Here is a 24,342-nt window from a genome sequence, read left to right as displayed (position 1 = left end):
GCGCCATGGCCGACATCGTCAACCTCCGTCAGGCTCGCAAGCAGCGGACGCGGGACAAGAAGCTACGCGTCGCTGAACAGAACCGGGCCCTACACGGCCGTTCCAAGGCGGAGAAGCAACGCGACCGGCTGATCGCCGACAAGGCCGACAAATTCGTCGCCGGCCATCGCCTCGATCCATCAGGCAAGGACGAGCAATGAGCTGTCGGCCGTGAGCGTCGTTGAAAAGCGCTCGGTGACCATTCGCGGCCATCGCACCAGCTATTCCCTCGAAAAGCCCTTCTACGACGACCTCATCGCAATCGCAGCGGCCAGAAAGCTGACGCTCGCCGCCCTCGTTGCCGAAGTCGACGAGACGCGGCCCCGCGACACCAACCTGTCCTCGGCGCTGCGGCTGCATGTGCTGGAGTGGGCGAAACGGGCCGAACGCCTGGATTAGACGCCCTCGACCGCATCCGTCTTTTTCCCACGCCTGGCGCCGAAGCCAAGCAAGGTCGAGCGGTCGCGCTCCTCTGCCTGCTTCCGCGACCGCACGCGCATCAGATCCTTCCAGCCGACATAGCCGACCAGTTGCAGGTTTTCGCGGGTGACGACCGGCAGATGCGAGACATTGGCCATCAACAGCTTGTCCGACAGGCCTTCGAGGTATTCGTCGGGAAAGGCCAGCGTCACCTTGCTTCCGGCAAGCAGTTCGCCGAGCAGCGTCGTCCTGTGCTTGCCGGCGCGGCGCCAGCGCAGGATCGCCGGTGGATCGATGAGGCCAAGCACCTGCCTGTTCTCGTCGATGACCGGAAAGCTCGGGTGCCGGGTTTCCGGCGCGGTCAGGAACGCCGCCGCGCCATGCAGCGTCATCGTCGCCGGGACGCTTTCGACCTGCGACGTCATCACCTCGCGCACCCTGGTCAGCGCGAACGGATCGACACGATATTCGCGCACCAAATGATGCCCTCGCCTGGCAACCTTTTCGGTCAGGATCGAGCGCTTCATCAAAAGCACGGTCACGGCATGCGCCGTGGCGCAAGCTGCAATCAAGGGAACAAGGACATGCGTGTTGCCGGTCAGTTCCACGGCGAAGAACGTCGCCGTCAGCGGCGCCCGCATCGTGCCGCCCATGGTCGCCGACATGGCCAGCAGTGCCCAGAAACCCGGATCCGCTGTTGGCAGGAATCCGCCGAGCACGGCGCCCATCGCGCCACCCATGATCAGCAGTGGCGCCAACACGCCGCCGGAAGTCCCTGAACCGAGCGCCACCGACCAGATGATAGCCTTGACCACCAACAGCATCAGCGCCGCAGTGGCAAGCGTGCGACCGTCCAGCATGTCGGCGATGTTGTCATAGCCGACGCCGAGCGCCCGCGGCTCGATCAAGCCGCCGATGCCGACCACCAGGCCGCCGATCATCGGCCACCACATCCAGTGGATGGGCAGTTTCTGGAAGGCATCCTCGCAGGCATAGACCATCTGGGTGAGCAGCCCCGACAGCAGGCCGGCGCAGATACCGACCAGAACCCAGCCGCCAAGCCCGACGAACGACACCGCCATGCCGCCCTGAAACGGGAAGATCGGCCCAGGCAGATGCAGCACGGTGCGCTCGACCTCGGCAATGATCGCGGCAACCGCCACGGGGATGAAGGAGCGCGGCGTCCATTCGAAGAGCAGCAGTTCGACCGCCAGCATGATGGCCGCGATCGGCGTGCCGAAGACGGTGGTCATGCCGGCCGCGGCACCCGCCACCAGCAGCGTCTTGCGTTCGTTGTCGCTGACCGGCAGCATCTGTGCGATCAGCGAGCCGATCGCGCCGCCGGTCATGATGATCGGCCCTTCGGCGCCGAACGGCCCGCCGGAGCCGATGGAGATCGCCGACGACAGCGGCTTCAGGATCGCCACCTTGGCGCCGAGTTTTGAACGCCCGAGCAGGATCGCCTCGATGGCTTCTGGAATGCCGTGGCCGCGGATCTTCTCGCTGCCGTAGCGTGCCATCAGGCCGATGATCAGCGCACCGATCACCGGCACCACCACCGCGGCAAGCCCAAGCGGCGTATCCTGCAATTTCAGATCGGCGAGCGTGAACTGGCCGAAATAGGCGATGTTGGTGGCAAGCCGGATCAGTTTCAACAGCACGATGCCGGCGAACAGCGCCGCCGTGGCGACCACCACGGCTATCGTGGCAATGGTCAATACGCGCGCGTCGGTGGTGAAATCCCTGAGATGGCCGTTTTCGGAATGATGGGGCTTCATGGCTGGCTTTCTGGCGGCGGCCGGATCTTGGATTTGCGGCACGGCGAAGACGCCGGCGGCTTTGACGGCTCGCTATGTATCGTAACACGATATAAATTCAAGCTGGTTTTGCATCAAAACCGTTTGAGCCTTTTGCCGGAATGGAACAAATGTCTGGAATGACGCAGCCCAAAAAATCACGCCCCGCCATCAAACAGGCCGACTACCAGCGGCTGTCCGAGTTCCGCTATCTGATCCGCCGCTTCCTCGAATTCAGCCAGATCCAGGCGGAAGACGCCGGGCTGACACCGCGCCAGCACCAGGCCCTGCTGGCGATCAAGGGTTTCCCAGGCGGCGGACCGGTGACGATCGGCGACCTGGCGGAGCGCCTGCGCATCCGCCACCACAGCGCCGTCGAACTGGTCAACCGCCTCGGCGAAGCAGGACTTGTCGTGCGGGATCAGGACAAGGACGATCATCGCCGCGTGCTGCTGCGCCTGACCGAGCGTGCAGACGATTGCCTGGCCGAACTCTCGGCGGCGCACCTCGACGAACTTTCTCGCATCGAACCGATGCTGAGGCGCCTGCTCGATCAGGGCCGCGAGTGACGCCCCGGCGTCTTGCGATAGATGACACTTGTCATTTTTTTGCGGCGCCCGAATCCTTTGGCCTTTCCGCAACGTCTAGGGGATGAACGCCTCGAGGGACGCACGCGCAATCAAAAGGAAGACCAGAGATGAAACGTCACCTGATACGCTACAAGATGAAGCCGGAACGGGCCGATGAGAACGAGCGGCTGATCAAGGCCGTTTTCCAGGAATTGCGCGACAAATCGCCGGACGGCGTTCGCTATATGACCTTGCGCGCCGGCGACGGGACATTCGTCCATCTGGTCGAGACGGAAACCGATGCGCATTCTGACCTCATCACCGAGATGGCGGCATTCCAGGCATTTCAAGACGGCTTCAGGGATCGCTGCAGCGAACCTCCGCAACGCGACGAGATGGCCGTGGTGGGCAGCTACCGGGTGCTGGACGAGTAATCGAGGCAAGTAAGATCGCAGAGCGGGAGCTTATGAACATTCCAATTCCCGGCGAGCAGCATGGACTTTTCGAGCGCCTGTTTGGGGAATTGCGCCCCAAGCTGCACCGTTATTGCGCCCGCATGACGGGCTCGGTCATCGACGGCGAGGACGTGCTGCAGGAGGCGCTGGCCAAGGCATTCGAGGCCTTGCCCAGTGCGGGCCCGATCGCCAATCCGGAAGGCTGGCTGTTTCGCATCGCGCACAATACGGCGCTCGATTTCCTGCGCCGCCGCGCCCGCGATAAGACCGCCGCCGATGAGGATCCGGACATGATCGTCGACCCGGTAAATGCCATCATCGATCGTCAGGCCGCTTCTGCCGGGCTGCATACCTTCATGCGTCTTCCCGTCGCACAGCGAAGCAGCGTCATCATGATGCACCTTCTCGGCTACTCCCTGCAGGAAATCAGCACCACGCTCGACACCACAATCCCGGCGGTCAAAGCTGCCTTGCATCGCGGCCGCGACCGGCTGCGCAAGATTGCCGACGAACCCGACGACCGCGCTCTCCCGCGACTGGGCGCCGCCGAGCGTTTGTTGCTCAACGCCTACATCGATCGCTTCAATGCCCGTGATTTCGACGCGGTGCGCGACATGCTGGCGCAAGAGGTACAGCTGGAACTGGTGGCCAGGACACGGCTCAACGGCCACAAGGAAGTCGGCACCTACTTCGGCAACTATTCCCAGGTGCAGGATTGGCACCTCGTGCCCGGCTTCGTCGAAAACCGGCCCGCTATTCTCGTCCGCGATCCCAACGATCCGACGACGCGGCCGACCTATTTCATCCTGCTGGCCTGGCAGGACGGCAAACTTGCCGCCATCCGCGATTTTCGCCACGCCCGCTATGTGGCCGACGGCGCCGAACTGTCCGTTCTTTGAAACGAACTGGGGCGGAGAGCCCTACTGCCCTACTGCAACGACTTCAACAAATTGTCGATCGTGAACGGATTGGCCTTCGGCTTGGCCGGCGGATTGTCGCTGGCTTCCGGCAGCGGCGCGCGCTCGACCTTCGGCTCGGCGGCCTTGCGCTCGGCCTCTAGTCGCGCCTTTTCCTGCGAAGCGATACGCTTCGCCTCTTCGGCCTTCTGCCGCTGGTCTTCATCGGCCTGCGCCTTGGCTGCCTCGTCGGCGGCCTGCTGCTCGGCCGCCGCCTTTGCATCGGCATCAGCCTTTGCTTTGGCCTCAGCATCCGCCTTGGCTTTCGCGTCCGCGTCGGCCTTCGCCTTCGCATCCGCTTCAGCCTGCGCCTGGGCATCCGCCTCCGCTTTGGCCTTGGCGTCCGCCTCGGCTTTCAGCCGCGCGGCCTCCTCCTGCTGACGCAGTTCCTCGGCGGCCTTGTCGCGTGCATCCTGCAGCGCTGCGTAATAGCGCACCTCACGCCGCAGCCGCTGCTTCTCCAGCAACGCCGCCTGCATCGCCTCGACGCGCTGCTGCTCCTTTTCCAGCGCGCGCTGGGTCAGGAACTGCGCCAGAGGCTCGCTGTCGAACTGCCGCTTCACGGCACCAAACGGCCCTTCGGCGGTGAAATTGACGGTCGGCTCGGAGCCGACAAGCGCCTCGTCGCCGGGCTTGTAGGTGATCGCGCCCTTGGCGGAAACCGTGCTTGTGTTGAGGTCGGCCGTGATATCGGCGGACAAGGTTGCCGCCGGGTTTTCGAGGCTGATCGGCGGCACCCTGAGCGTGCCGCCGGCAATCGTGAAAGCGATGTCGGCATCCCCGGCGGCAAAGCTGCCATCGGCGGCAATGTCAGGCGCAAAGCCCGCGGTCTTGGCCACGTCGATGTCGCGCCCGATCGCATCCGCCTTGGCCAGCAAAGTGCTGAACGCATCCGGATTGACGCCGGCGACCTTCAGCCCCTTCAGCGTCGCGGTGCCCGAGCCGGACAGTGCGGCGATCATCCCATCGACCGACTTGCCGCTGGTCGATAGCGTCGTCGAGAAATCGCTGACGCCGCCAATGCCGGCATCCGGCAACACGTTTGCCAGGTCGGCACCCGCCAGTTTCATCTGGCCGGTGAAAAGCCCGGTGCCGTCATTGTTCTTCAACTCGAACAGGCCGGTCAGTGCGCCACCGAGGAATTTTGCCTTGAGGTCCGAAACGCGGATACCCTCCTGGTCGAGCTTCAGCGCAAAGGACGCATCATAGGCGGTGGCGAACGGGCCGGCGGCCAGTGCCGCCGTCGTCAGGTCGAGGTCGGCGGTGAACGGCAGGCTGGATTTCTGGCTGAACGGTGCTGCCGGCCACGCGCCGCCCTTGTCGCTCGCGCTCTTGTCGGCCGCATTTTTGTCGGCCCCATTCTTGTCTGCAAGGAAAGCCGAATCGCCGAACAGCGCCACCGCCATCGGATCGAGGTCGAGTTCGTCGAGTGCCAGCGCGCCGGCCAGATGCGGCACGCCGTCCTTGGCGTCGACGTTGACGTCGCCCGACACGGCCGCCTCGTTGATGGCGCCGCTGACATTGTCCAGCACCAGCAGCCCGTTGCCATAGTCGCCTTGTGCCGAGAGCGAGGTCGACATGCCCGCTCCCATGCCCGGCAGGCCGATGCCCGATGTCATCAGCCAGGGTTCGATATCGGCGGCATCGAGGTTGATCTTGCCCTTGGCGGTAGGGCCTTGCGGCGTATCTGCGATCGTGCCTTCGAAGCCGGCCTTGAAGTCATTGCCGGCGAGGCTGAAACTCGTCGTCAGGCCACCGCCAAACGTACCCTTGGCCGAAATATCGGTCGTTGCCTCACCCAGCATGCCGAGCGGCAGCGCCGGCAGGCCGTAGAGCGCGAGCAGCGCCGTGGCATCGGGGTTTTTGGCGTTGAAGGTCAGTGTCACCGGCGCGTCGAGAAGCTTGTCCGGCGCTCCCTTCCCCGACAGCGAGGCGGAAAAGGCTGAGCCGCCGGCCTTGCCTTGTCCGCTCACCGCCAGGCCCGTCGTGCCGTCGCCATTGTCGGCGGCGCTCGCCACAAGGTCGACTCGTGCGTCCTGGAACAGGTCAGGATAGGCCGCTGCCCGGCTCGCCAGCCCTTTCAGCACGCCATTGTCCGGATAATGCTGTGCGGCAACGTCGATCAGCGGCTTCAGGTCGACAGCAACCACCGAGGCGTCGAGCTTACCCGTCGGGCTCGCCGGAAAATCCTTGATCCGGCCCGTGGCGCTGATCGAGGCGCCGGCCAGCCCGCCGACCGAGAGCCGATCGACTTCAAGCAAGCCGTCGCGCAGCCTCAGCGCCGTGTCGACCGTGTCGGCGGTGAGCCCGCCGGCGCTGACCGGCCCGGCCTTGATCTGGAAATCGAGATCGCTGTTGGCAAAACGGTTGGCGCCCTTGTCGCTGACGAAGATGGAGGCGAAGGCCGCCAGCCCGTCAACGTCGAGTTCACCGCCCTCGAGCCGCATCAGCACCGAGGGCTTTGCATCGTCGGGCTGGCTGGAATCGATACGGCCGGAAAATTTCGCCTTGCCGAGGATCAGCTCAAGGTCGCTGAAGGCCTGGTGGTTTTCCGAAAGGTCGACCTTGGCCTTGAAGCCGGCGGCAGGCAGACGGCGGATCGCCTCGTCGACATCCTTGGACAGCCACGCTGCAAAACCCGAAGGTTGCGCCACGGCCAGCAGCAACGAACCGGTGAAGCCGAAATGGCTCTGCACGTTGAGCACCAGCATGCCGCTTGCTTCCAGCGTGGTGCGGCCTGGCAGTGTCGCGGCGAGCGATTTCACCGACCACCCACCGTCGACCGGCTCAGCGGAAAGATGCACGTCGCGCACTGTGGTGTCGCCGGCCACCACAGCCGGCAGCTTGACCTCGACGGTACCGGGAATGGTCGGCTTCGGCAGATCGAGCAGTGCCTGCTCAAGCCCGGCAATGCGCTGATCCAGCGTCAGGCCGGCGCCGGGCTGAGCCCCCACCGCCTCGTCGAGTTTCACCTGCGCGCCATTGGCTTCGATGGCGAAGTTCGGCTTCAGCCCAAGATCGACAGAGGCCTTGCCGTCGGCTGTGTAGGGATTGTCCAGCGGTCCGGTCTCGAAACGGAATTCGTCGACGCCAAGCTTCTGGTGGTCGAGCGAGAACTTGCCGTTCAGGCGGAAGCCCGGATCGGGCTTGCCGGTGCTGACCTTAACCGTCTCGCCATCGGTGCCGCGAAGCTCGGCGCTGTTCTTGTCGGCACCGGAGATCTTGAACTGGCCGGAATAGATGGCGGCGCCGTTGACGATGCCGGCATTGCCGTCGGTCTCGATGACCAGCGGATACGCATCGGGATCGGCCTTCAGCCGAAGCCGCATCTGGCCGTTGCCTTCGGCCTTGCCGGTCGACGCCGTGACAGTGGTGCGCAACCCGTCCAGCCGCAGCGTGCCGTCCATGCGCCAGGGGCCGGCCAGCGATTTGGCCGAAATGGTCGAGTTGATTTCGGAAAAGATATGACTGCGTCCGCCGGCGGCATGGTGCAGTTCGACCTGCCCTTCCGTCACCGTCAGCTTCTCGATCGAGATCTGGTTGAGGTCGAAGGGCGAGGATGGCCGCATCGCCCAGTCGACGGTGCCGTCATTGGCAATGTCGATCGTCGCCTTCGGCCGCACCAGCCGCATGTCGAAGATCAGCACCTCGCCACGCAGGAAGGGCGCGAGTTCGGCATCCATCGAAAACGTCTCGACCGTCATCGCCGGCTGGCCGTTGGGACCACCGGCGACGGCAACGTTGGAAAAAGTCACCGAGGGGAACGGCAGCAGCCTTGCCGTGGCGTCGCCCTGCACGGTCACCTTGCGGCCGAGGATGGCGCTCGCCTCGCGCTCGAATTCGGCGCGGTAGCCGGTCCAGTCGACAAAATACGGCACCACCAGCGCCGCACACAGCACCAGCACAAACAGGCCACCAAAGATCACGAACAGGCGTGCGAGCATCAGCTCCGAACAGGTTGATTGAAATCTGCCGCACTCTACCCGCATCCGCGTGTCGATAAAGAGGCAATTCATCCAGTATTGCGTCATCCCGGACGATCTGAAACAAATCCGGGAAAAGCGGAGATTTCGGATGTCGGGCAAGAACTGGGACCGCGTGCCGATCGACGCGCAGAGCGTCGATGCGCCGCTTTCGCAGTCGGCGATTTTCCTTGTCGTCACCGTCGCCGGCGGCCAACCAGCCCTGGCCAAGGTTTGCTCCCTGCTCGGCGAACTCGACGATCTGGTCAAGACTGTCGGGTTCCGCGACCTTGGCGGCCACCTGTCGTGCATTGCCGGTATCGGCCGCGATCTCTGGGACCGGCTCAGTCCCGGCCGGCGGCCGCTGGAGTTGAAAGCGTTCGCACCGATCAAGGGAGCGGTCCATTCGGCGCCATCGACCCCGGGCGACCTTCTCTTCCACATCCGGGCCGAGCGGCCCGACATGTGCTTCGAGTTCGAACGTATCCTGCTCGACCGGCTCGGTCCTGATGTCACCGTCGTCGATGAAGTGACCGGCTTTCGCTATTTCGATGCCCGCGACCTGCTCGGTTTTGTCGACGGCACCGCCAACCCGACCGGCCTCGACCTGCCCGCCTCGGCGCTGGTCGGTGACGAGGATGCCGACTTTGCCGGCGGCTCCTATGTCGTCGTCCAGAAATATCTGCACGACATGCAGGCCTGGGCGCGCATTCCGACGCCCGAGCAGGAGGCGATCATCGGCCGCACCAAGATCGACAACATCGAAATCGACGATGACGACGCGCCGCGCAAATCGCACAAGTCGCTGGCCACGATCGAGGATGCCGACGGCAACGAGTACGATATATTGCGCGACAACATGCCGTTCGGCCGCCCCGGGCAAAATGAGTTCGGCACCTACTTCATCGGCTATTCCAGGTATCTCTGGGTCACCGAAAAGATGCTGCAGCGCATGTATGTCGGCGACCCGCCGGGCGCCTACGACCGGCTGCTCGATGTCTCGACGCCGCAGACCGGCACGACCTTCTTCGCGCCGACGCGCCCCTTGCTGCAGGCTCTTGTCGAGGGCGCGCAGCAGCAGCTTCCCGCCGCACGGTAAAGTGGAGGCCGACGGCTCTTTCCGCGAGGATCAGCGTGCGTCGCGCTTCGCTTGCGCCACCTTGCCCGCCTTGCGCTGCCGGCCGAGTTCCGCCGGCCGCACCAGCTTCGGCGCCCGCTCGTTGGCCACGGCCCGCATGCCTTTGTGAGCCGTCCGCGAATTGTACGCGGGACCGTCCGCCGGTGCATTTTGCTTCATGGCCAGTGCCTTGCGCGCATTCCCGACCAGCGAAATCCGAGCCGCCAGCTGGCGCCGACGCTCCGCCTCGCCATTCAGCCGCCGCATCGCCATGGCCAGCACCGCGAGCTTGACCTGCGAGCCGCCATCGGCCTTCGCGGGAGCGGCCCCCTTCGGCGCGCCCTTGCCGCGTATCTCGCGCCGGCGCCGATGCGCCTCGCTCTGAGCCTTGTCGCGCCGCTCGCGCAGCAGCTTGACCAGACCGGAAAGGTCGGCGTCGGAAAGCTCCTGCACCGCCGGATGGTGCGATTTCTCCACCAATTCCGTCTCATCGGCGCTCAGCGCGCGGGCTTCTTCCTTGCGTGAAATGGCCATGACAGTCCTCCTCAGCCGGCACGCCTGTCTTTTCAGGCCTGCCGTCTGGGGAGACTCGACCCGAATGGTGGCGCGGTCAAGACGAGCTATTGGTTGCGGCCTCAGCCGAAAAATTGTCTGCTGGCGATCCACGACAGTGGACTAGCTCGGTAGCGATCAAGTGACTGGGGGGATCGAAATTGGCGAAACGGCTGCCATATCGCGAGGGCTCGGTTTTTCGGATTCCCTTGTCCGATGGAGGCTTTGCGAGGGGAGTCGTGGCGAGAATGGCTCCGGGAGGACGAATACTTCTGGGCTATTTTTTCGGCCCGAGAATGTTTTCAGCGGATACCAATGCGAGCGATCTTCTGCCAACTGAAGCTATTGTCGTCGGGCGATTTGGCGATCTGCATCTCATAGACGGCAAGTGGGAGATCTTTGGAGAGATTGGAGGCTGGAACCGGGCCGATTGGCCTATCCCAGAATTCATCCATCACGACGCGCTACACATCTTGCCAGACACGATCGTCAGATATTCAGACGACGATATCGTCCGGGGAACCAGAGAACGGAGGCCTGTGATCCCAACAGGCCTCGCTGAAGATGGACTGATGGGTGCGGAGTTTGTCGAAATCAGTTTGAGCAGGCTACTGGCGGGAAGACCGTGAATGCGGGCAGTTGGCTTGCGCACCTGACATTCTTCGCGCCGACTCGCCCCATGCTGCAGGCGCTTGTAGAAGGCGCGCAGGAGAAGTAGGCGGCCGCTCGGGTGAGAGACCGAACCGATCAGCGCGCGGATCGGCCGCGCAGATAGGCGCAGACCAGTTCGATGAGCTCGGCCCGCAGCGCCGGCGAATCGAGTTCGCCATGCCGCGCCGCGCTGTGCACGACCCCTTCGACCGCGCCTGAAAGGACGCGTCCGGCAATCTCGTCCCGCTCGGGATTGGCCTTGCCCGCGGCCGATGCGATCACGGCCTGGTAGCGGCGCAGATATTCCGCCTCGAATGCATCCTGCGTCGAGCGCGCGGCAAGCGGCACCTCGTCGAGCAGGACGCGATGCAAATCCTGATCGACATTATGGGCGGCAACGACGCCATCGATCAGCTTCGCTGCACGCTGCTCGAGGGTCATCGCCGCGCCATGCTCTTCTGAACCGGAAATCGCCGTGAGCACCGCGTCGAGATGGCGTTTGCGGATCTCTTCCGCCAGCGCCAGCTTGTTGGGAAAATACTGATAGATCGAACCGACGCTGACACCGCCTATCGCCGCGGTTTCGTTGGTGGTGAAATCCGCCCAGCCGCGTTGCGCCAGAACGCGAGCCGCCGCCTCGACAATCGTGTCCACGGTCGCACGCGACCGCTGCTGCCGTGGCGCTTTGCGCACGCTTGCCTGCTCTGAGGGAACGCGAGTGGCCATATCAGGGCTTCCCAATCAAAATGCGACTGTCAGCTCACATTTATCCAAGCCCGCAACGCAAGCCAATGAGAGACCGTAATGAGCAGCAAAACACTGCTTCTGTCCCTGTTCCGTTACAAAAGCTGGGCCGACGACGAATTGCTCGCTCTGCTGGCCGAAATCGAGAGCGAACTCCCCGGGGAGCAGCTTGGCGCGATCCTCGAAACCATCAATCACGCTTATGTCGTCGACAGTATCTTTGCCTCGAATATCGAGAAGAAGAAGCACGCCTATCGGGACACCGGCACGAGCAGCACGCCGACACTCGCCGAACTGTCAGCGGCAATCACCGAAACGGATCGGTGGTACCTGCGCTATGTCGAAGAGTTGAAGCCCGAAGAGCTGGCCGAGACGATCCCCTTCACCTTTACGAGTGGCAGTCCCGGGCAAATGTCGCGCGAAGAGATGCTGGCTCACGTCATCACCCATGGCGGCTATCATCGTGGCGAGGTCGGCCGCATCGTCGCCCAATTGTCGAAGCCCACGTCTCCCGACACGTTCACCGGCTATCTCCACCAGGCTGAGCCGGGACGCCGCGCGCCTGTATGATCGGAGGTGCCGGACCCGCGCCGGCTCTGGACTGCGGCCGGATGTTCCCTACCCCACAGCCGGCAATATCTTGCCCGGATTCATGATGTTTTGCGGGTCGAGCGCCTGCTTGATGGTGCGCATGATATCGACGCCGTGGCCGAGTTCGCTGCGCAGGAAGCCGATCTTGCCCTGGCCGATGCCGTGCTCGCCGGTGCAGGTGCCGTCCATGGCGATCGCCCGCATGTTGAGCCGCGCGACGAACTTCTCCGACAGCGCGATCTCCTTGGGATCATTCACATCCATCAGCACCAGCACGTGGAAATTGCCATCGCCGGCATGACCGACGATCGGCGCGATCAAGCCCATTTCGGCGATATCGGCCTCTGTTTCCATGACGCATTCGGCAAAGCGCGAGATTGGCACGCAGACATCGGTCGACAGGCCCTTGGCGCCCGGCCGCAGTGTCAGTGAGGACCAATAGGCGTCGTGCCTGGCCTTCCACAGTTTGGTGCGCTCCTCGGCGACGCTGGTCCACAGGAACGGGCCACCGCCATTTTCCTCGGCGATCATGCCAAAAGTCTCTGCCTGTTCGGCAACGCCGGCATCGCTGCCGTGGAACTCGACGAACAGGCACGGGCTCTCGGGATAGTCGAGCTTGGAATAGTTCTTCATCGCCCGCATCTGCAGCGCGTTGACCAGTTCGATGCGCGCCACGGGAATGCCCATCTGGATCGTCGCGATGACGGCGTTGCAGGCCGCTTCGACACTCGGGAACGGACAGACGCCGCCTGAAATGGCCTGCGGAATGCCTTGCAGCTTCAGCGTCAGCGCGGTGATGATGCCAAGCGTTCCTTCCGATCCGACCAGCAGCCGGGTCAGATCGTAGCCAGCCGAACTCTTTTTCGCCCGCTTGCCAGTCGTCACCGTCTCGCCGTCGGCCATGACAGCGGTCAGCGACAGCACGTTCTCGCGCATCGTACCATAGCGCACGGCATTGGTGCCGGAGGCCCGCGTCGCCGCCATGCCGCCGAGCGAGGCATTGGCGCCGGGATCGATCGGAAAGAACAGGCCGGTGTCGCGCAGATGCCGGTTCAGATCCTCGCGCGTCACGCCGGGCTCGACCGTGCAGTCGAGATCCTGCGGATTGACCGCAAGGATGCGGTTCATGCGAGAGGTGTCGACCGAGATGCCGCCCCCCGGCGCGTTGGTGTGGCCTTCCAGCGACGAGCCTACGCCGAACGCAATCACCGGCACGCAGTGCGCCGCGCAAGCGCGTACGATGTTCTGCACCTCTTCAGTCGTTTCCGGGAAAGCCACGCCATCGGGCGCCTGCGTCGGGATATAGGTGGTGGTGTGCGCATGCTGCGATCGGATCGCTTCGCCGGTCTGGAAGCGCTCGCCCAGCTGCTGCTTGAGGATGCCAAGCACCGCGGCAATGCCTTCCTCGTTGCGTTCGACCGGATTGAGGTCGCTCAGAGCCATGAATTCCTCCGCGAATGGACCAGCGCCCACGCTTGTTATGGGGTTATGGATGCCTAAAGCAATTCCAGGAAAAGTGCGAAGCGGTTTTCCGTCCGGAATTGCGTCAGAACAAAAAAGTCTTACCCACCACGCCCTGTCCAGCGCCAGAACAAGGAAGTTTCGATGCCCATCCCCGCCCCCTTCGTCTCCAGGCCCATGGACATCGAGAAGGACTGGATCGATTACAACGGCCATCTCAACATGGCCTATTACAACGTGCTGTTCGATCGCTGCTCGGACGAGGCCTTCGAAGCGATGGGCATGGGGCTGGACTATGTCAGAGAGCGGCGGCTCACCATCTACACCGCCGAGGTCCATGTCTGCTACGTGCAGGAACTGCATCTCGACCACAAGGTCACGGTCTCCTTCCAGCTCATCGACCATGATGCGAAGCGGCTCAGGGCCTACCAGGAAATCCGCCATGTCGACGGCTGGCTCGCCGCCACGTCCGAGACGCTGTCGCTGCATGTCGATATGTCGGGGCCGAAGGTCGCGCCCTTCCCCGCTGATGTTCTGGCCAAGATCGAAGCCATGCGCGCCGCGCATTCGGCATTGCCCATGCCCGAACGTGCCGGCCGCTCAATCGGCATCAAACGCAAATAGACCGGACCTCAAAGCCACACTGGCGATCCAAAATCGCAGAACCCTCAAATCGGCTGGCACCAGTGCTTGAAGCGGCCTGGTGCCCGCGTTAACCTTACCGAGGTTTTAACGGGAACAAGCCAATTGAGCCGTTGAACGACTCAGCAGAGCGGTCGAAAACGTCCGCACTGGGTTGTTTTACGGGCGGCGGGGCGAAGCCGGTTCGAGGGACGTGCATGAAAACCGACATCAAGGTCGAGGTGGACAGGCTGGCCGCTGATCCGCGTATCACTGACTATGATTTCTGGCGTTCGCTCAAGAACGTCGACAACGAGATCTTTCACATCGCCAACAACAACGAGCCGATCCCGTTCGACATGATCCGCTGGCGCAGCATTTTGAAGCGCGCCCGCCTGAAGCGCGGCCACGCATAGCGCCGGTGAGGCTGCCTGGAAACATCGGGTAAACCAGTCAATCGTGCCGTTTCACGGCAACCGCTTCACCGCCGCCAGCGGCGAGCGCGCCACCACAGGCGATGACTGGATGATGGCCGTATTCGTCATCGCATAAGGAATAATCCGGTCGATCACCCGTTCGAGCTCGGTCACCGAGCCGACATGCGCCAAAGCGATAAAACAGTCCTCGCCGGTCACCCGGTCGCATTGCGCGATCTCCGGCAGTTCGCGGATGATCTCGGCCACGACGGCCAGTTGCCCCGGCACCGGCCGGATGCGCAGCCACGCCGACAGTTTCAGGCCAAGGGCCGCAGGATTGATCCTGACCGAATAGGCCTCGATCACACCATTCTCCTGCAGCCGCTTGATGCGCTCGGCGACGCTTGGCGCCGACAGGCCGACCGAGCGCGCCAGCTCCGCCGTGCTCGCGCGTGCATCCTTTTCCAGCAGACGCAGGATCTTCATGTCGGCCGCATCGAGATCGATATTTTCAGTTCGAAGGCGTTTCAATGAAAACTCCTTGCTTCCGCGAACGAAACAGCCTGATGGATCGGCCATTCCTTATATTAAGTGAAAAAATCACCTGCGATACTGATCCGATGAACGATCAGATGCAAGCACCCGCCGCCCGCCCTGCCCCCAGTGGTCCCAGACTCGACGGCCTGGCGACAAAACTGCCACCGCATGTCTGGTTCGGCGTCAGCGCCGTCTTCCACTATCTCGGGCCGGCCTTCGCCGTGCTGCTGTTCCCGCATGTCGGCGTGCTCGGCATGGCGTGGCTGCGCATCGCCACCGCCGCGCTGATCTTCGCGCCGCTGACCCGTCCGTGGCAAACCTTTGCCCGCGCTGATCGCTCGACCCGGCTCCTGCTCGTCGCTTTGGGCGCCTGCCTGGCGGTGATGAACTGTTCCTTCTATCTCGCGCTCGACCGCTTGCCGATCTCGCTGGTGGCGGCGATCGAATTCGTCGGCACCATCGGCATCGCTGTGATCGGTCTGAGAAGCCCACGCAATCTCGCCGCTCTTGCCGTGGCCGTCACCGGCACCTTGCTGCTCATCGATGTCAAATGGTCCAGCGATCCCATCGGGCTGTTCTGGGCCTTCCTCAATGGCGCCCTCTTTGTCGGCTACATCGTGCTCGGCCACCGCGTCGCCCGTGCCGGCGCCGGCGACGGCATCGCCGGCTTGGGTGCCGCCATGGCGGTTGCCTTCATCGTCGTGCTGCCGATCGGCTTCACCGATGCGCTGCCCGCCTTTTTCTCACCGCCGCTGCTCATCGCCGCCATCGGCGTCGGCATCTGCTCTTCGGTCATCCCGTATGTCTGCGACCAGCTTGCCATGTCGCGATTGCCGCGCTCCAGTTTCGCGCTGATGCTGTCGCTGCTGCCGGTCACTGCAACGCTGATCGGCGTCATCGTGTTGCGCCAGATTCCAAGTTTCGGCGATTGCCTGGGCATCGCGCTGGTGGTCGCAGGCGTTGCCTTCCACAAGCCTGCAACGGGCACGCTAGGCACCAAAAAACCTTTCTTATCAATTGGTTGTAAAACTATCGGGTCGGTTCCCGATCCCGCCAAACTGCGACAACACGTCCAGGATTGAACCAATTCCTCACTTGAGCCGTTGTCCCCCACGAAAACGGCTTGGAGTGACACAATGGACTGGAAACGGACCAGGGAGCCTGCCGACGCTTGGCACATGACGGACGACCTTCATGTCGAGCATGGCAAGGGCGACCCGTTCGCGGCGGCCATCCGCGCCACCCGCATGTCGATGATCATCACCGATCCCCGTCAGCCCGATAATCCGATCGTCTTTGCCAATGACGCGTTCCTGCGGCTGTCCGGCTATGGCCGCGACGAGGTCATTGGCAAGAACTGCCGCTTCCTGCAGGGGCCGAAGACCGACAAGGCTGCCATTGCGGAGATACGCTCGGCGATCGAGGACAAAAACGACGTCGCCGTTGACATCCTGAACTATCGCAAGGATGGGTCGACCTTCTGGAACGCGCTCTACCTCAGCCCCGTCTCCAACGACAAAGGCGAACTACAGTTCTTTTTCGCCTCGCAACTCGATGTCTCGGATCGCAAGCGATCGGAACATCGCATCACCGCCGACAAGGACCGCTTCGAGAAAGCGGTGAAGGAGCGCACCGCCGAACTGGAAGCAGCGCTGGAGGCGCAGACCACCTTGCTGCACGAGGTCGATCATCGGGTGAAAAACAATCTGCAGATGATCTCGTCCCTGATCATCATGCAGCGCCGGACCATACAGGACGAAGCGACCAGGCATTCGCTAACCACCATGCTGGAGCGTATCGAGGCGCTGAGCACCGTGCATCGCCGGCTCTACCAGTCGAAGGATGTCAGCCGTTTCGACGTCTCGGACTTCGCCAAGGACCTGGTGACCGATCTACTGACGGCGTCGGGGCGCTCCGGGATCAAGTCGAAACTCGAGCTCGAACCCATTGTGATTTCAGCGGAAAAGGCGACGCCTGTCGCGCTGATGGTCAATGAACTCGTCACCAATGCTTTGAAGCACGCCTTCAAGGAAGGACCCGACGGGACCACGGCCGGCCGCATCGGCATCAAGATGAGCCAGCCCGACGGCCACTTCAACATCGAGGTGTCAGACGACGGTGTCGGCATGACCGATGCAAGTGGCGATGCGTCTTTCGGCATGCGGCTGATCAAGTCGCTCGCCCGCCAGTTGCAAGCCGATATCGAATGGCGCGACGCCGGACCCGGAACCAAGGTCGTGATCTCGATGCCGAACGAACCGCAGCAAAAAGGGAATGTGTCATGATTGAACCGCTCAAGGTCCTGATCGTCGAGGACGAAGCGCTGCTGGCCATGGAACTGGAAAGCCTTGTCGAAGAGGCCGGCCATAAGGTCGTCGGCTGGGCGACATCCTCGTCGGAGGCAAAGAGCATGGTTGAGTCCACGGATGCCGACATCGCCTTTGTCGACATCCACCTCACCGATGGCCCGACGGGCGTCGAGGTGGCCGAATATATCGGCCAGAAGAAGAGCTCGATGGTGGTGTTCATGACCGCCAATCCGAAGCGCATTCCCGATCATTTCGCCGGTGCGATCGGCGTCATCGCCAAGCCTTACACGATGAACGGGCTGACATCGGCTTTGCAGTACCTTCAGGAGGGCATGCGCCGCCCGCCGCCCGTTTCCACGCGGCCTGCCGGCTTCACCCTGTCGCCGGCCTTCGAAACTGTCTGGGCGCCGTCGGTCGCCTGACCGGCTATTTCAGCTTTTCCTTCAGGAAGGCGATCGTCCTGCCCCAGGCGAGATCGGCCGCCTTCTTGTCGTAGCGCGCCGCCGATGTGTCGTTGTTGAAGGCATGGTTGGCGCCTTCATAGACATAGACCGTATATTCGACATGCGCGGCATCGAGTTCCTTCTTGAAGGCATCGATGCCGGCGTTGGTGCGATCGTCGAGCCCGGCATAGTGCAGCATCAGCGCGGCCTTGATCTTCGACGCGTCGGCGGCCTTCGGCTGCATGCCGTAATAGGCAACACTGGCGGCGAGGTCGGGCGCGTTGACGGCCAGCATGTTGGCCGTGCCGCCGCCCCAGCAGAAGCCGATGGCGCCGACCTTGCCGTTGCCATCCTTGTCGGCCTTGAGGAAAGCAACGGTCGCCACGGCGTTGGCGACCGTCTGCGCCGGGTCGAGTTTGGTGAACATGTCGCGCGCCTTGTCCTCGTCACCGGGCGTACCGCCAAGCGGCGACAGGAAATCCGGTGCAAGGGCCACGAACCCCTCCAGCGCCACGCGCCGGGCGACGTCGCGTATATGCGGGTTGAGCCCTCTGTTTTCATGGATGACGATGACGGTGCCGAGCTTGCCGGTCTGGTTTGCCGGTTTGACCAGATAGCCCTTCATCTCGCCGCTGCTGCCGGGATAGGTGATGTCCTCGCCCTTCACCCTGATATCGTTGTCGGCGACGATCGCCGCCTGGGCGGAGTTCGCCGCCAGCATCGGCGCAATGGCCGCGGCTGCCGCACCCGATCCGGCAAGCCTGGTCAATTGTTCCATGAAACGGCGGCGGTCGAGCGTCAGATGCGTGTATTCGTCATAGGCATCGATCATCGCCTGGGTGATCGCAGGCTTGGTGTTGACGTCGGTCATGGCGCGCTCCTTCGGTCTCGGGATATGCGCAAGATAGGGGCGCGCGTTGCCCCGTCCAGTCACGAATGACTGAGACATCGAAACCGCATTTTCATCGCGAGCGCATGAACCCGGTCGCCGCGTCGATGAACGCGCGCAGCTTCGGTTGCGCCTGGCTGCGGGTCGGGAAGTACAGAAACAGGCCGGGTTTGGTCGGCAGAAAGGGCTGGAGCACCGGCTCGAGCGCACCGGATGCCAGCTCGGTGGCGGCAACTCTGTCGGCGGAATAACAGAGGCCGACGCCTCTTGTGGCCAGTTCGATCATGCTGATGTGATCGTTGACCACGATGCCGCCGGGCGCATCGAGCGAGAATTCACGGCCGTCGCGCGCGAACTGCCAGCGGTAGATTGTTCGCGCGGTCGGAAAACGGTAGCGGATGCATTCGTGATGCATCAGGTCTTCGGGTGCTTGCGGCCGTCCACGCGTGGCGAAATAGGACGGTGCGCCAAGCACCGACCAGGCAAAGTCCGGCGTGATCCTGACGGCGATCATGTCTTGCTCGATAAATTCGCCGATGCGGATGCCGGCATCATAGCCACCCGCCATCAGGTCGACCGAGGCATCGTCGACGTCGATGTCCAGGGTGATGTCGGGAAATGCGTGGCGAAAGCCGGGCAGCAGCCGATAGAGCACCAGCTCCAGCGCAATGCGCGGCACCGAGAGCTTGAGGTTTCCCATCGGGCGCTGGCTGAGAACCGACAGCGCGTCGAAGGCGTCGCCGATCTCGTCGGAGGCCGGCTTCAGCCTCGCCAGAAAATCCCTCCCCGCTTCCGTCAGCGCCACGCGCCGTGTCGTGCGCTGGAACAGCGGCATGCCGGCGCGAGCCTCAAGCGTGCGGACCGCCTGGCTGACCGCCGCGGGCGTCACGCCAAGTTCGGCCGCCGCGACCCGGAAGCTTGCATGCGCGGCAACCGCGAGGAACTCGGACAGGCCGGTGAAAACGTCGGTACGAGCCATGCTGTTCTCTAGATTATATAGATGATGTTTATTGCCTATACCGATTTCACCAATTTTTCCAGCCAATTGATTCCAATAGCTTGCCTCCATAGACAGCGTTCGAAAAAGGAGACGACCGATGAAGACCATCGAGCAAATGGCGAGCCGCTATGTCGCCATGTGGCATGAAACCGACGCCGCCGTTCGGCGCCAGACGATCACCGAGCTGTGGGCTCCGGAAGGCGCGAACTATCTGACATCGGCCGCCTATCATGGTCATGCCGAAATCGAGGCGCGCGTAACTGCTTCACACGAGAAAAATGTCGTTCAGGGACGCAACCGGTTCCGCGCAAGACCGGGCATTCAGGTCGTGCAGAACGGCGTCCTGCTGACCTGGGAAATGCTGCCGCGGGACTCCGATACGGTGCTTGCTGTCGGCCATGAGTTCTTCGTCCTGGACGATGAGGGCCGCATCCTTTCCGACCACCAGTTCATCGTGTCGTAAATCACGCCATCAACAGACCCGGACAACAGGAAAACACCATGAAAACCTACCGTGCCAATCTCGGCGGCGGCATTGACGGCATCGTCATGCATGACGAGCCGATCCCCACGCCCGGCCCGCACCAGATACTGGTCGCCGTCCGCGCCGTCTCGCTCAACGCCCGCGAACTGTCTATCCTGCAAGGCTACTATCCGCTGCCGGTCAAGCCCGATCTGATCCCTGTTTCCGACGGCGCCGGCGAAGTCGTGGCGATCGGCGACGGCGTCACCCGCGTCAAGGTCGGCGACAGGATTGCCGCCGCCATCTTCCCGCGCTGGATCGATGGGCCGTTCGGCTGGGATTTCGCCGCACAACTCGGCGGCTCGCTCGACGGCATGCTGAGCGAATACGCGCTGTTGCCCGAGGATGCCGCCGTGCACATCCCGCCGCATCTGTCGTTCGAGGAGGCTGCCACCTTGCCCTGCGCCGCCGTCACCGCCTGGAACGCGATCTCGGGTGGCGCGCCGTTATTGCCCGGCCAGACCGTGCTGACTCAAGGGTCGGGCGGCGTGTCGCTGTTTGCGCTGCAACTGGCCAAATTCTTCGGCGCCCGCGTCATCGCCACCACATCCAGCGACAGCAAGGCAGAGCGCCTGCTGGAGCTTGGCGCCGACGCGGTGGTCGACTACCGCAAGACCCCGGACTGGCATGCCAAGGTGCGCGAACTGAACGGCGGCCGCGGCGTCGACGTGATCGTCGAGGTCGGCGGCGCCGGAACCATGGACCAATCCCTGAAGGCCGTGGCGTTCAGCGGCCAGGTCAGCCAGGTCGGCTGGCTGGACAAGAGCGCCTCGTCGATCAGCATCGCCGCCCTCGCCGCCACCGTCACCACCGTCAGGCGCATTGCCGTCGGCAGCCGCGCCCAGTTTCTCGCCATGAACAATGCCATCGCCATGCACGGGCTGAAGCCGGTCATTGACAGCGTCTTCCCGTTCGAAGATGCGTTGGCGGCTTTCCGCCACTACGCGCGTGGCAATGCGTTCGGCAAGATCGTCATTCGCCACGATTGAGAGGCTGGCCGGAGCCTCATCACATTCTTGTCATCGGCGACAAATCTTGATGGCGCGGCCACAATAGTAGGGGAAACTGATAATCCGGTCGCCCATCGCGCGGCCACGGTCCCGAAAGGCCCGATCTGACCCTAAAGGCCGATCTGAAAAGGAAAACGCCGATGACCATGCCCTCGCCGATCCTGGCAACCGCCTTCATGGTTGCCGCAACCGCCCTTCTGGCGATGCGCGCGACTGTTGTCGCGGCAAGCCGGAGGTCCATGGTCAAGGTCCGCGGCCGCCAGCGCCGTCCGGCAAACACGAAAACCCAAGGTTGAGGTGAAGTCATGGACGTACAGGATATCGTGAACACCGTCTCGCAGAAGGCCGGCCTTGATCAGGCAACGACCGAAAAAGTCGTCGGCACCATTTTCTCGGTGCTCGAGCACGAGGCGGAAGGCACCACCGCCTCAACCTTCTTCGCCAAGATCCCGGGCGCCGATGCGTTGGCGCAGAAATATGACGTCATGGCCGCGGCCCCTGCCGGCGGGGGTGGTGGCTTCCTGTCATCACTGCAGGGCGCGCTTGGCGGCGTTCTCGGCGAGAAGGCCGGCGCGCTGGTCAACGGCCTCGCCGCGCTCAAGGCATCCGGCCTCGACATTGCGCAGATCCAGAAGGCCGGCGAGACTCTGGTCCAGCAGGCTGAAGTCGCCGCCGGTCCCGATTTGACCAACCAGGTGCTGGGCTCTGTGCCCAGCCTGAAGAGCCATTTGGGGCTCGGCTAACGCCGAAACTGCTTTCGGCGAGCGCGACCCAGCTACTTCGGCAGCGCGTAAGCCATGACATAATCCCCCGGCTTGGTGCCGACCGAGCCATGGCCGCCAGCGACGATGACCACGAACTGGCGCCCGTCGGCGACCGTATAGGTCATCGGCGTCGATTGTCCGCCGGCCGGCAACCGTGCCTGCCAGAGCTGCTTGCCTGACGTCAAATCATAGGCGCGCAGATAGTCGTCGACCGCCGCACCCAGGAAGGCGACACCGCCGGCGGTGATCATCGGCCCGCCAATGCCGGGCACCCCGACCTTGAGCGGCAGCGGCAGCGGTGTCATGTCGTAGATGGTGCCGTTGCGGTGCTTGTAGGCGATCGCGCCGGTCCTCAGATCGACGCCGGCGACATAGCCCCAGGGCGGCGCCTGGCAGGGAATGCCGAGCGGCGACAGGAACGGTCCCATCACCACCGCATAGGGCGCGCCCTCATTGCGGTTCAGCCCCTGCTCGCTGCCGCGTCCTTCATCCGGCGGCGGCACCTGGTCGCGCGGGATGAGCTGCGACTTGAACGCCAGATAGGTCGGCATGCCAAACATCACCTGCCGCACCGGATCGACAGCGACGCCGCCCCAGTTGAAGGTGCCGAAATTGCCGGGATAGATGAGCGAGCCCTGTACGGAACGCGGCGTGTAGCGGCCCTCGTAGCGCAGGCCCTGGAATTCGATCCGGCAGGCCAGCTGGTCGAACATGGTAATGCCCCACATATCGGCGCCGGTGAGCGGCTTCGGCATGAAGGTAAGATCGGAGACCGGCTGCGTCGGCGACGTATGGTCGCCCTCGATGGCGCCGCCCGGCGCCGGCACTTCCTTAACGGCAATAAACGGCTCGCCGGTGCGCCGGTCGAGCACATAGAGGTCGCCCTGCTTGGTCGGTCCGACCAGCGCTAGCACGACCGAACCGTCGGCCTTGGTGATGTCGATCAGGCTCGGCTGCGCCGGCACGTCCATGTCCCAGAGGTCGTGGTGCACAGTCTGCCGTACCCATTTCAGCTGCCCGGTGTTGAGGTCGAGCGCGGTGATCGAGGAGGAGAATTTCTCGACATTGGCGCTACGGCCCATGCCGAGCTGGTCCGGCGTCTGGTTGCCAAGCGGCACATAGAGCAGGCCGAGCTTCTCGTCGGCGCTCGGCGTCGACCACATGTTGGGCGAGTTGGCGGTGTAGGTCTGGCCGGCCGGCAACGGCGTCGTCTGGTCCGGATTGCCGGAATCCCAGTTCCAGATCAGTTTGCCGGTGCTCGCATCATAGGCGCGGATGACGCCGGACGGCTCCTGCGTCGAATAATTGTCGTTCACCGCGCCGCCGACGATGATCTTGCCGCCTGATATCAGCGGTGCCGAGGTCGAGTAATAATAGCCCGACTTCGGGTAAGGCATGCCGGTCAAGAGGTTCAGCGTGCCGGCCTCGGCGAAAGCGGGGCAGACCTGACCGGTGGCCGCATCGAGCGCGATCAGCCGCGCATCGGACGTCGGCAGATAGACACGGGTCGCGCAGGGCTGGCCGGCGGCGCCGGCGGCATCGGCATAATAGGACACCCCGCGGCAGGTCTGGTGCTGGCGGTCCTTGTCGAGCTTGATCTTGGGATCGTAGCGCCACTTCTCCTTGCCGGTCGCAGCGTCTACCGCGATGGCGAAATTGTGCGGCGTGCAGATGTAGAGCGTGTCGCCGATTTTGAGCGGAGTCACCTGATAGGTGGTCTCGCCGATATCGTCCGGCCCCTTCACGTCGCCGGTGCGGTAGGTCCAGGCCGGCTGCAGATTGGCGACATTGTCCGGCGTGATCTGGTCGAGCGGCGAATAACGCTGGCCGAACTGCGTGCGGCCATAGAAGTGCCATTCGCCCGCCGGCACATCGTTGCCGAGATTGGCGTTGGGGATCACCTTGTCGGTGTCGAGCGCACCGCCAATGTCCTTCGGGTCCGTGGTCATCGAATAGCCGGCCACCGCCAGCGATGCCAGCACCGCCAGGATCAGTGGCGCACGCCCGTCAGGACCGGCAAGGCCGCGCCTCGCCCACGGCGTCAGAAGCCACAGCGCCACCAGCACGATGATGCCGCCGCGCGGGCCGAGTTCCCACCAGTCGAAGCCGGTTTCCCAGACCGCCCAGGCCAGCGTACCGAGCACGATTGCCGCGTAGAGCCACAGCGCCGTGGAGCGGCGCCGGTAGAGCAGCCAGGCGGCGATCAGGAACGCCAGGGCGACGACGATGTAGTACCAGCTGCCACCCAGCGAGGCCAACCAGATACCACCGGCGCCAAGGGCCAGGCCGATGAGGAAGAGGATGAGGGAGGTGATGGTGACAGCCAAGATGATACTCCTTCGACTGTTGCGCTTTGCGACGCCCCATGGACAGCCCGGTGCACCGTTCCTGCCCCTATTCGCAGCTTTCCCCCGCCTGCCTCGCCTGTCAAGTTGCCCCACACGCCAAGGTGGCAATTCATCTTGCCTGCATCAGGGTTTTCCATCAGTCTCCATGGATGATCTCTCCCGTGGAGTA

General features: G+C 63.4%; 26 protein-coding genes. 17 read left to right on the top strand and 9 right to left on the bottom strand.

Annotated features, from left to right (window positions below):
* Positions 1-5 precede the first annotated feature (5 nt).
* Positions 6-200, top strand: coding sequence for a DUF4169 family protein (locus AC1DX4_RS20365; protein WP_477221994.1), 195 nt, complete (start codon positions 6-8; stop codon positions 198-200).
* Positions 201-210: 10 nt separating this feature from the next.
* On the top strand, positions 211-438 hold the full coding sequence (locus AC1DX4_RS20360; RefSeq protein WP_477221993.1) for a ribbon-helix-helix domain-containing protein: 228 nt from the start codon (positions 211-213) through the stop codon (positions 436-438).
* Here the strand turns inward: AC1DX4_RS20360 and AC1DX4_RS20355 are convergent.
* The gene (locus tag AC1DX4_RS20355; RefSeq protein ID WP_477221992.1) at positions 435-2,237 is read right to left on the bottom strand and encodes a chloride channel protein; all 1,803 of its coding nucleotides are present in this window, start codon (positions 2,235-2,237) and stop codon (positions 435-437) included. The genes AC1DX4_RS20360 and AC1DX4_RS20355 overlap by 4 nt on opposite strands.
* Before the next feature lie 149 nt (positions 2,238-2,386).
* On the opposite strand from AC1DX4_RS20355, the gene AC1DX4_RS20350 reads away from it, so the two are divergent.
* The 3 genes from AC1DX4_RS20350 (at position 2,387) to AC1DX4_RS20340 (ending at position 4,178) form a co-directional block, all read left to right on the top strand.
* A complete protein-coding gene (locus tag AC1DX4_RS20350; RefSeq protein ID WP_477221991.1) occupies positions 2,387-2,824 on the top strand; it encodes a MarR family winged helix-turn-helix transcriptional regulator in 438 nt (145 codons plus the stop codon).
* Between the two features lie 128 nt (positions 2,825-2,952).
* Entirely contained in the window at positions 2,953-3,258 is a 306-nt protein-coding gene (locus tag AC1DX4_RS20345) for a hypothetical protein (RefSeq protein WP_477221990.1), read from the top strand.
* Positions 3,259-3,290: 32 nt separating this feature from the next.
* Entirely contained in the window at positions 3,291-4,178 is an 888-nt protein-coding gene (locus AC1DX4_RS20340; protein ID WP_477221989.1) for a sigma-70 family RNA polymerase sigma factor, read from the top strand.
* Between the two features lie 29 nt (positions 4,179-4,207).
* On the opposite strand, the gene AC1DX4_RS20335 is transcribed toward AC1DX4_RS20340, so the two are convergent.
* The gene (locus AC1DX4_RS20335) at positions 4,208-8,179 is read right to left on the bottom strand and encodes an AsmA family protein (protein WP_477221988.1); all 3,972 of its coding nucleotides are present in this window, start codon (positions 8,177-8,179) and stop codon (positions 4,208-4,210) included.
* 130 nt (positions 8,180-8,309) lie between these two features.
* Here AC1DX4_RS20335 and AC1DX4_RS20330 point away from each other — a divergent pair, with 130 nt between their 5' ends.
* A complete protein-coding gene (locus AC1DX4_RS20330; RefSeq protein ID WP_477221987.1) occupies positions 8,310-9,296 on the top strand; it encodes a Dyp-type peroxidase in 987 nt (328 codons plus the stop codon).
* A gap of 30 nt (positions 9,297-9,326) precedes the next feature.
* On the opposite strand, the gene AC1DX4_RS20325 is transcribed toward AC1DX4_RS20330, so the two are convergent.
* Entirely contained in the window at positions 9,327-9,848 is a 522-nt protein-coding gene (locus AC1DX4_RS20325; protein WP_477221986.1) for a hypothetical protein, read from the bottom strand.
* 179 nt (positions 9,849-10,027) lie between these two features.
* On the opposite strand from AC1DX4_RS20325, the gene AC1DX4_RS20320 reads away from it, so the two are divergent.
* Positions 10,028-10,495: an Imm26 family immunity protein gene (locus tag AC1DX4_RS20320; RefSeq protein WP_477221985.1), complete on the top strand. Its 468-nt coding sequence runs from the start codon at positions 10,028-10,030 to the stop codon at positions 10,493-10,495.
* 118 nt (positions 10,496-10,613) lie between these two features.
* On the opposite strand, the gene AC1DX4_RS20315 is transcribed toward AC1DX4_RS20320, so the two are convergent.
* The gene (locus AC1DX4_RS20315; RefSeq protein WP_477221984.1) at positions 10,614-11,243 is read right to left on the bottom strand and encodes a TetR/AcrR family transcriptional regulator; all 630 of its coding nucleotides are present in this window, start codon (positions 11,241-11,243) and stop codon (positions 10,614-10,616) included.
* A 78-nt stretch (positions 11,244-11,321) separates the two neighbouring features.
* Here AC1DX4_RS20315 and AC1DX4_RS20310 point away from each other — a divergent pair, with 78 nt between their 5' ends.
* Positions 11,322-11,831: a DinB family protein gene (locus AC1DX4_RS20310; RefSeq protein ID WP_477221983.1), complete on the top strand. Its 510-nt coding sequence runs from the start codon at positions 11,322-11,324 to the stop codon at positions 11,829-11,831.
* A gap of 48 nt (positions 11,832-11,879) precedes the next feature.
* Here AC1DX4_RS20310 and AC1DX4_RS20305 read toward each other — a convergent pair whose 3' ends face one another.
* Positions 11,880-13,295, bottom strand: a complete 1,416-nt coding sequence (locus tag AC1DX4_RS20305; protein ID WP_477221982.1) for an FAD-binding oxidoreductase — start codon at positions 13,293-13,295, stop codon at positions 11,880-11,882.
* Between the two features lie 162 nt (positions 13,296-13,457).
* Between AC1DX4_RS20305 and AC1DX4_RS20300 the strand changes: the two genes are divergently transcribed.
* Both AC1DX4_RS20300 and AC1DX4_RS20295 read left to right on the top strand, forming a co-directional pair.
* On the top strand, positions 13,458-13,937 hold the full coding sequence (locus AC1DX4_RS20300; RefSeq protein WP_477221981.1) for a thioesterase family protein: 480 nt from the start codon (positions 13,458-13,460) through the stop codon (positions 13,935-13,937).
* 215 nt (positions 13,938-14,152) lie between these two features.
* Entirely contained in the window at positions 14,153-14,350 is a 198-nt protein-coding gene (locus AC1DX4_RS20295) for a hypothetical protein (protein WP_013894716.1), read from the top strand.
* Positions 14,351-14,401: 51 nt separating this feature from the next.
* Here the strand turns inward: AC1DX4_RS20295 and AC1DX4_RS20290 are convergent, their stop codons facing one another.
* Positions 14,402-14,881: an Lrp/AsnC family transcriptional regulator gene (locus tag AC1DX4_RS20290; protein ID WP_477221980.1), complete on the bottom strand. Its 480-nt coding sequence runs from the start codon at positions 14,879-14,881 to the stop codon at positions 14,402-14,404.
* An 89-nt stretch (positions 14,882-14,970) separates the two neighbouring features.
* Between AC1DX4_RS20290 and AC1DX4_RS20285 the strand changes: the two genes are divergently transcribed.
* From AC1DX4_RS20285 to AC1DX4_RS20275, 3 genes are read left to right on the top strand one after another with little or no spacing between them, the layout of a single operon-like run.
* Positions 14,971-15,969, top strand: a complete 999-nt coding sequence (locus tag AC1DX4_RS20285) for an EamA family transporter (RefSeq protein ID WP_477222110.1) — start codon at positions 14,971-14,973, stop codon at positions 15,967-15,969.
* A 54-nt stretch (positions 15,970-16,023) separates the two neighbouring features.
* Positions 16,024-17,172 carry a histidine kinase dimerization/phosphoacceptor domain -containing protein gene (locus AC1DX4_RS20280; protein WP_477221979.1) on the top strand — a complete coding sequence of 383 codons (1,149 nt, stop codon included), beginning with the start codon at positions 16,024-16,026 and terminating at the stop codon, positions 17,170-17,172.
* Positions 17,169-17,618: a response regulator gene (locus AC1DX4_RS20275; protein WP_477221978.1), complete on the top strand. Its 450-nt coding sequence runs from the start codon at positions 17,169-17,171 to the stop codon at positions 17,616-17,618. The genes AC1DX4_RS20280 and AC1DX4_RS20275 overlap by 4 nt, the downstream gene beginning before the upstream one ends.
* Before the next feature lie 4 nt (positions 17,619-17,622).
* Here the strand turns inward: AC1DX4_RS20275 and AC1DX4_RS20270 are convergent, their stop codons facing one another.
* Together AC1DX4_RS20270 and AC1DX4_RS20265 are read right to left on the bottom strand one after the other, a co-directional pair.
* On the bottom strand, positions 17,623-18,510 hold the full coding sequence (locus AC1DX4_RS20270; RefSeq protein WP_477221977.1) for a dienelactone hydrolase family protein: 888 nt from the start codon (positions 18,508-18,510) through the stop codon (positions 17,623-17,625).
* Positions 18,511-18,601: 91 nt separating this feature from the next.
* Complete coding sequence (locus AC1DX4_RS20265) at positions 18,602-19,507, bottom strand: LysR family transcriptional regulator (RefSeq protein WP_477221976.1); 906 nt, start codon at positions 19,505-19,507, stop codon at positions 18,602-18,604.
* 118 nt (positions 19,508-19,625) lie between these two features.
* Here AC1DX4_RS20265 and AC1DX4_RS20260 point away from each other — a divergent pair, with 118 nt between their 5' ends.
* The 4 genes from AC1DX4_RS20260 to AC1DX4_RS20245 all read left to right on the top strand — a co-directional run bounded on the left by AC1DX4_RS20260 (position 19,626) and on the right by AC1DX4_RS20245 (position 21,804).
* On the top strand, positions 19,626-19,991 hold the full coding sequence (locus AC1DX4_RS20260) for a hypothetical protein (RefSeq protein ID WP_477221975.1): 366 nt from the start codon (positions 19,626-19,628) through the stop codon (positions 19,989-19,991).
* A gap of 38 nt (positions 19,992-20,029) precedes the next feature.
* Positions 20,030-21,040, top strand: a complete 1,011-nt coding sequence (locus tag AC1DX4_RS20255) for a zinc-dependent alcohol dehydrogenase family protein (protein WP_477221974.1) — start codon at positions 20,030-20,032, stop codon at positions 21,038-21,040.
* 161 nt (positions 21,041-21,201) lie between these two features.
* Positions 21,202-21,357, top strand: a complete 156-nt coding sequence (locus AC1DX4_RS20250) for a hypothetical protein (protein ID WP_477221973.1) — start codon at positions 21,202-21,204, stop codon at positions 21,355-21,357.
* A gap of 9 nt (positions 21,358-21,366) precedes the next feature.
* Complete coding sequence (locus tag AC1DX4_RS20245) at positions 21,367-21,804, top strand: hypothetical protein (RefSeq protein ID WP_477221972.1); 438 nt, start codon at positions 21,367-21,369, stop codon at positions 21,802-21,804.
* A gap of 32 nt (positions 21,805-21,836) precedes the next feature.
* Here AC1DX4_RS20245 and AC1DX4_RS20240 read toward each other — a convergent pair whose 3' ends face one another.
* On the bottom strand, positions 21,837-24,152 hold the full coding sequence (locus tag AC1DX4_RS20240; RefSeq protein ID WP_477221971.1) for a glucose/quinate/shikimate family membrane-bound PQQ-dependent dehydrogenase: 2,316 nt from the start codon (positions 24,150-24,152) through the stop codon (positions 21,837-21,839).
* Between the last annotated feature and the right edge of the window lie 190 nt (positions 24,153-24,342).

The sequence above is a fragment of the Mesorhizobium sp. P3_A8 genome (assembly GCF_056402995.1).
This window is presented reverse-complemented; position numbering and strand designations above follow the sequence as displayed.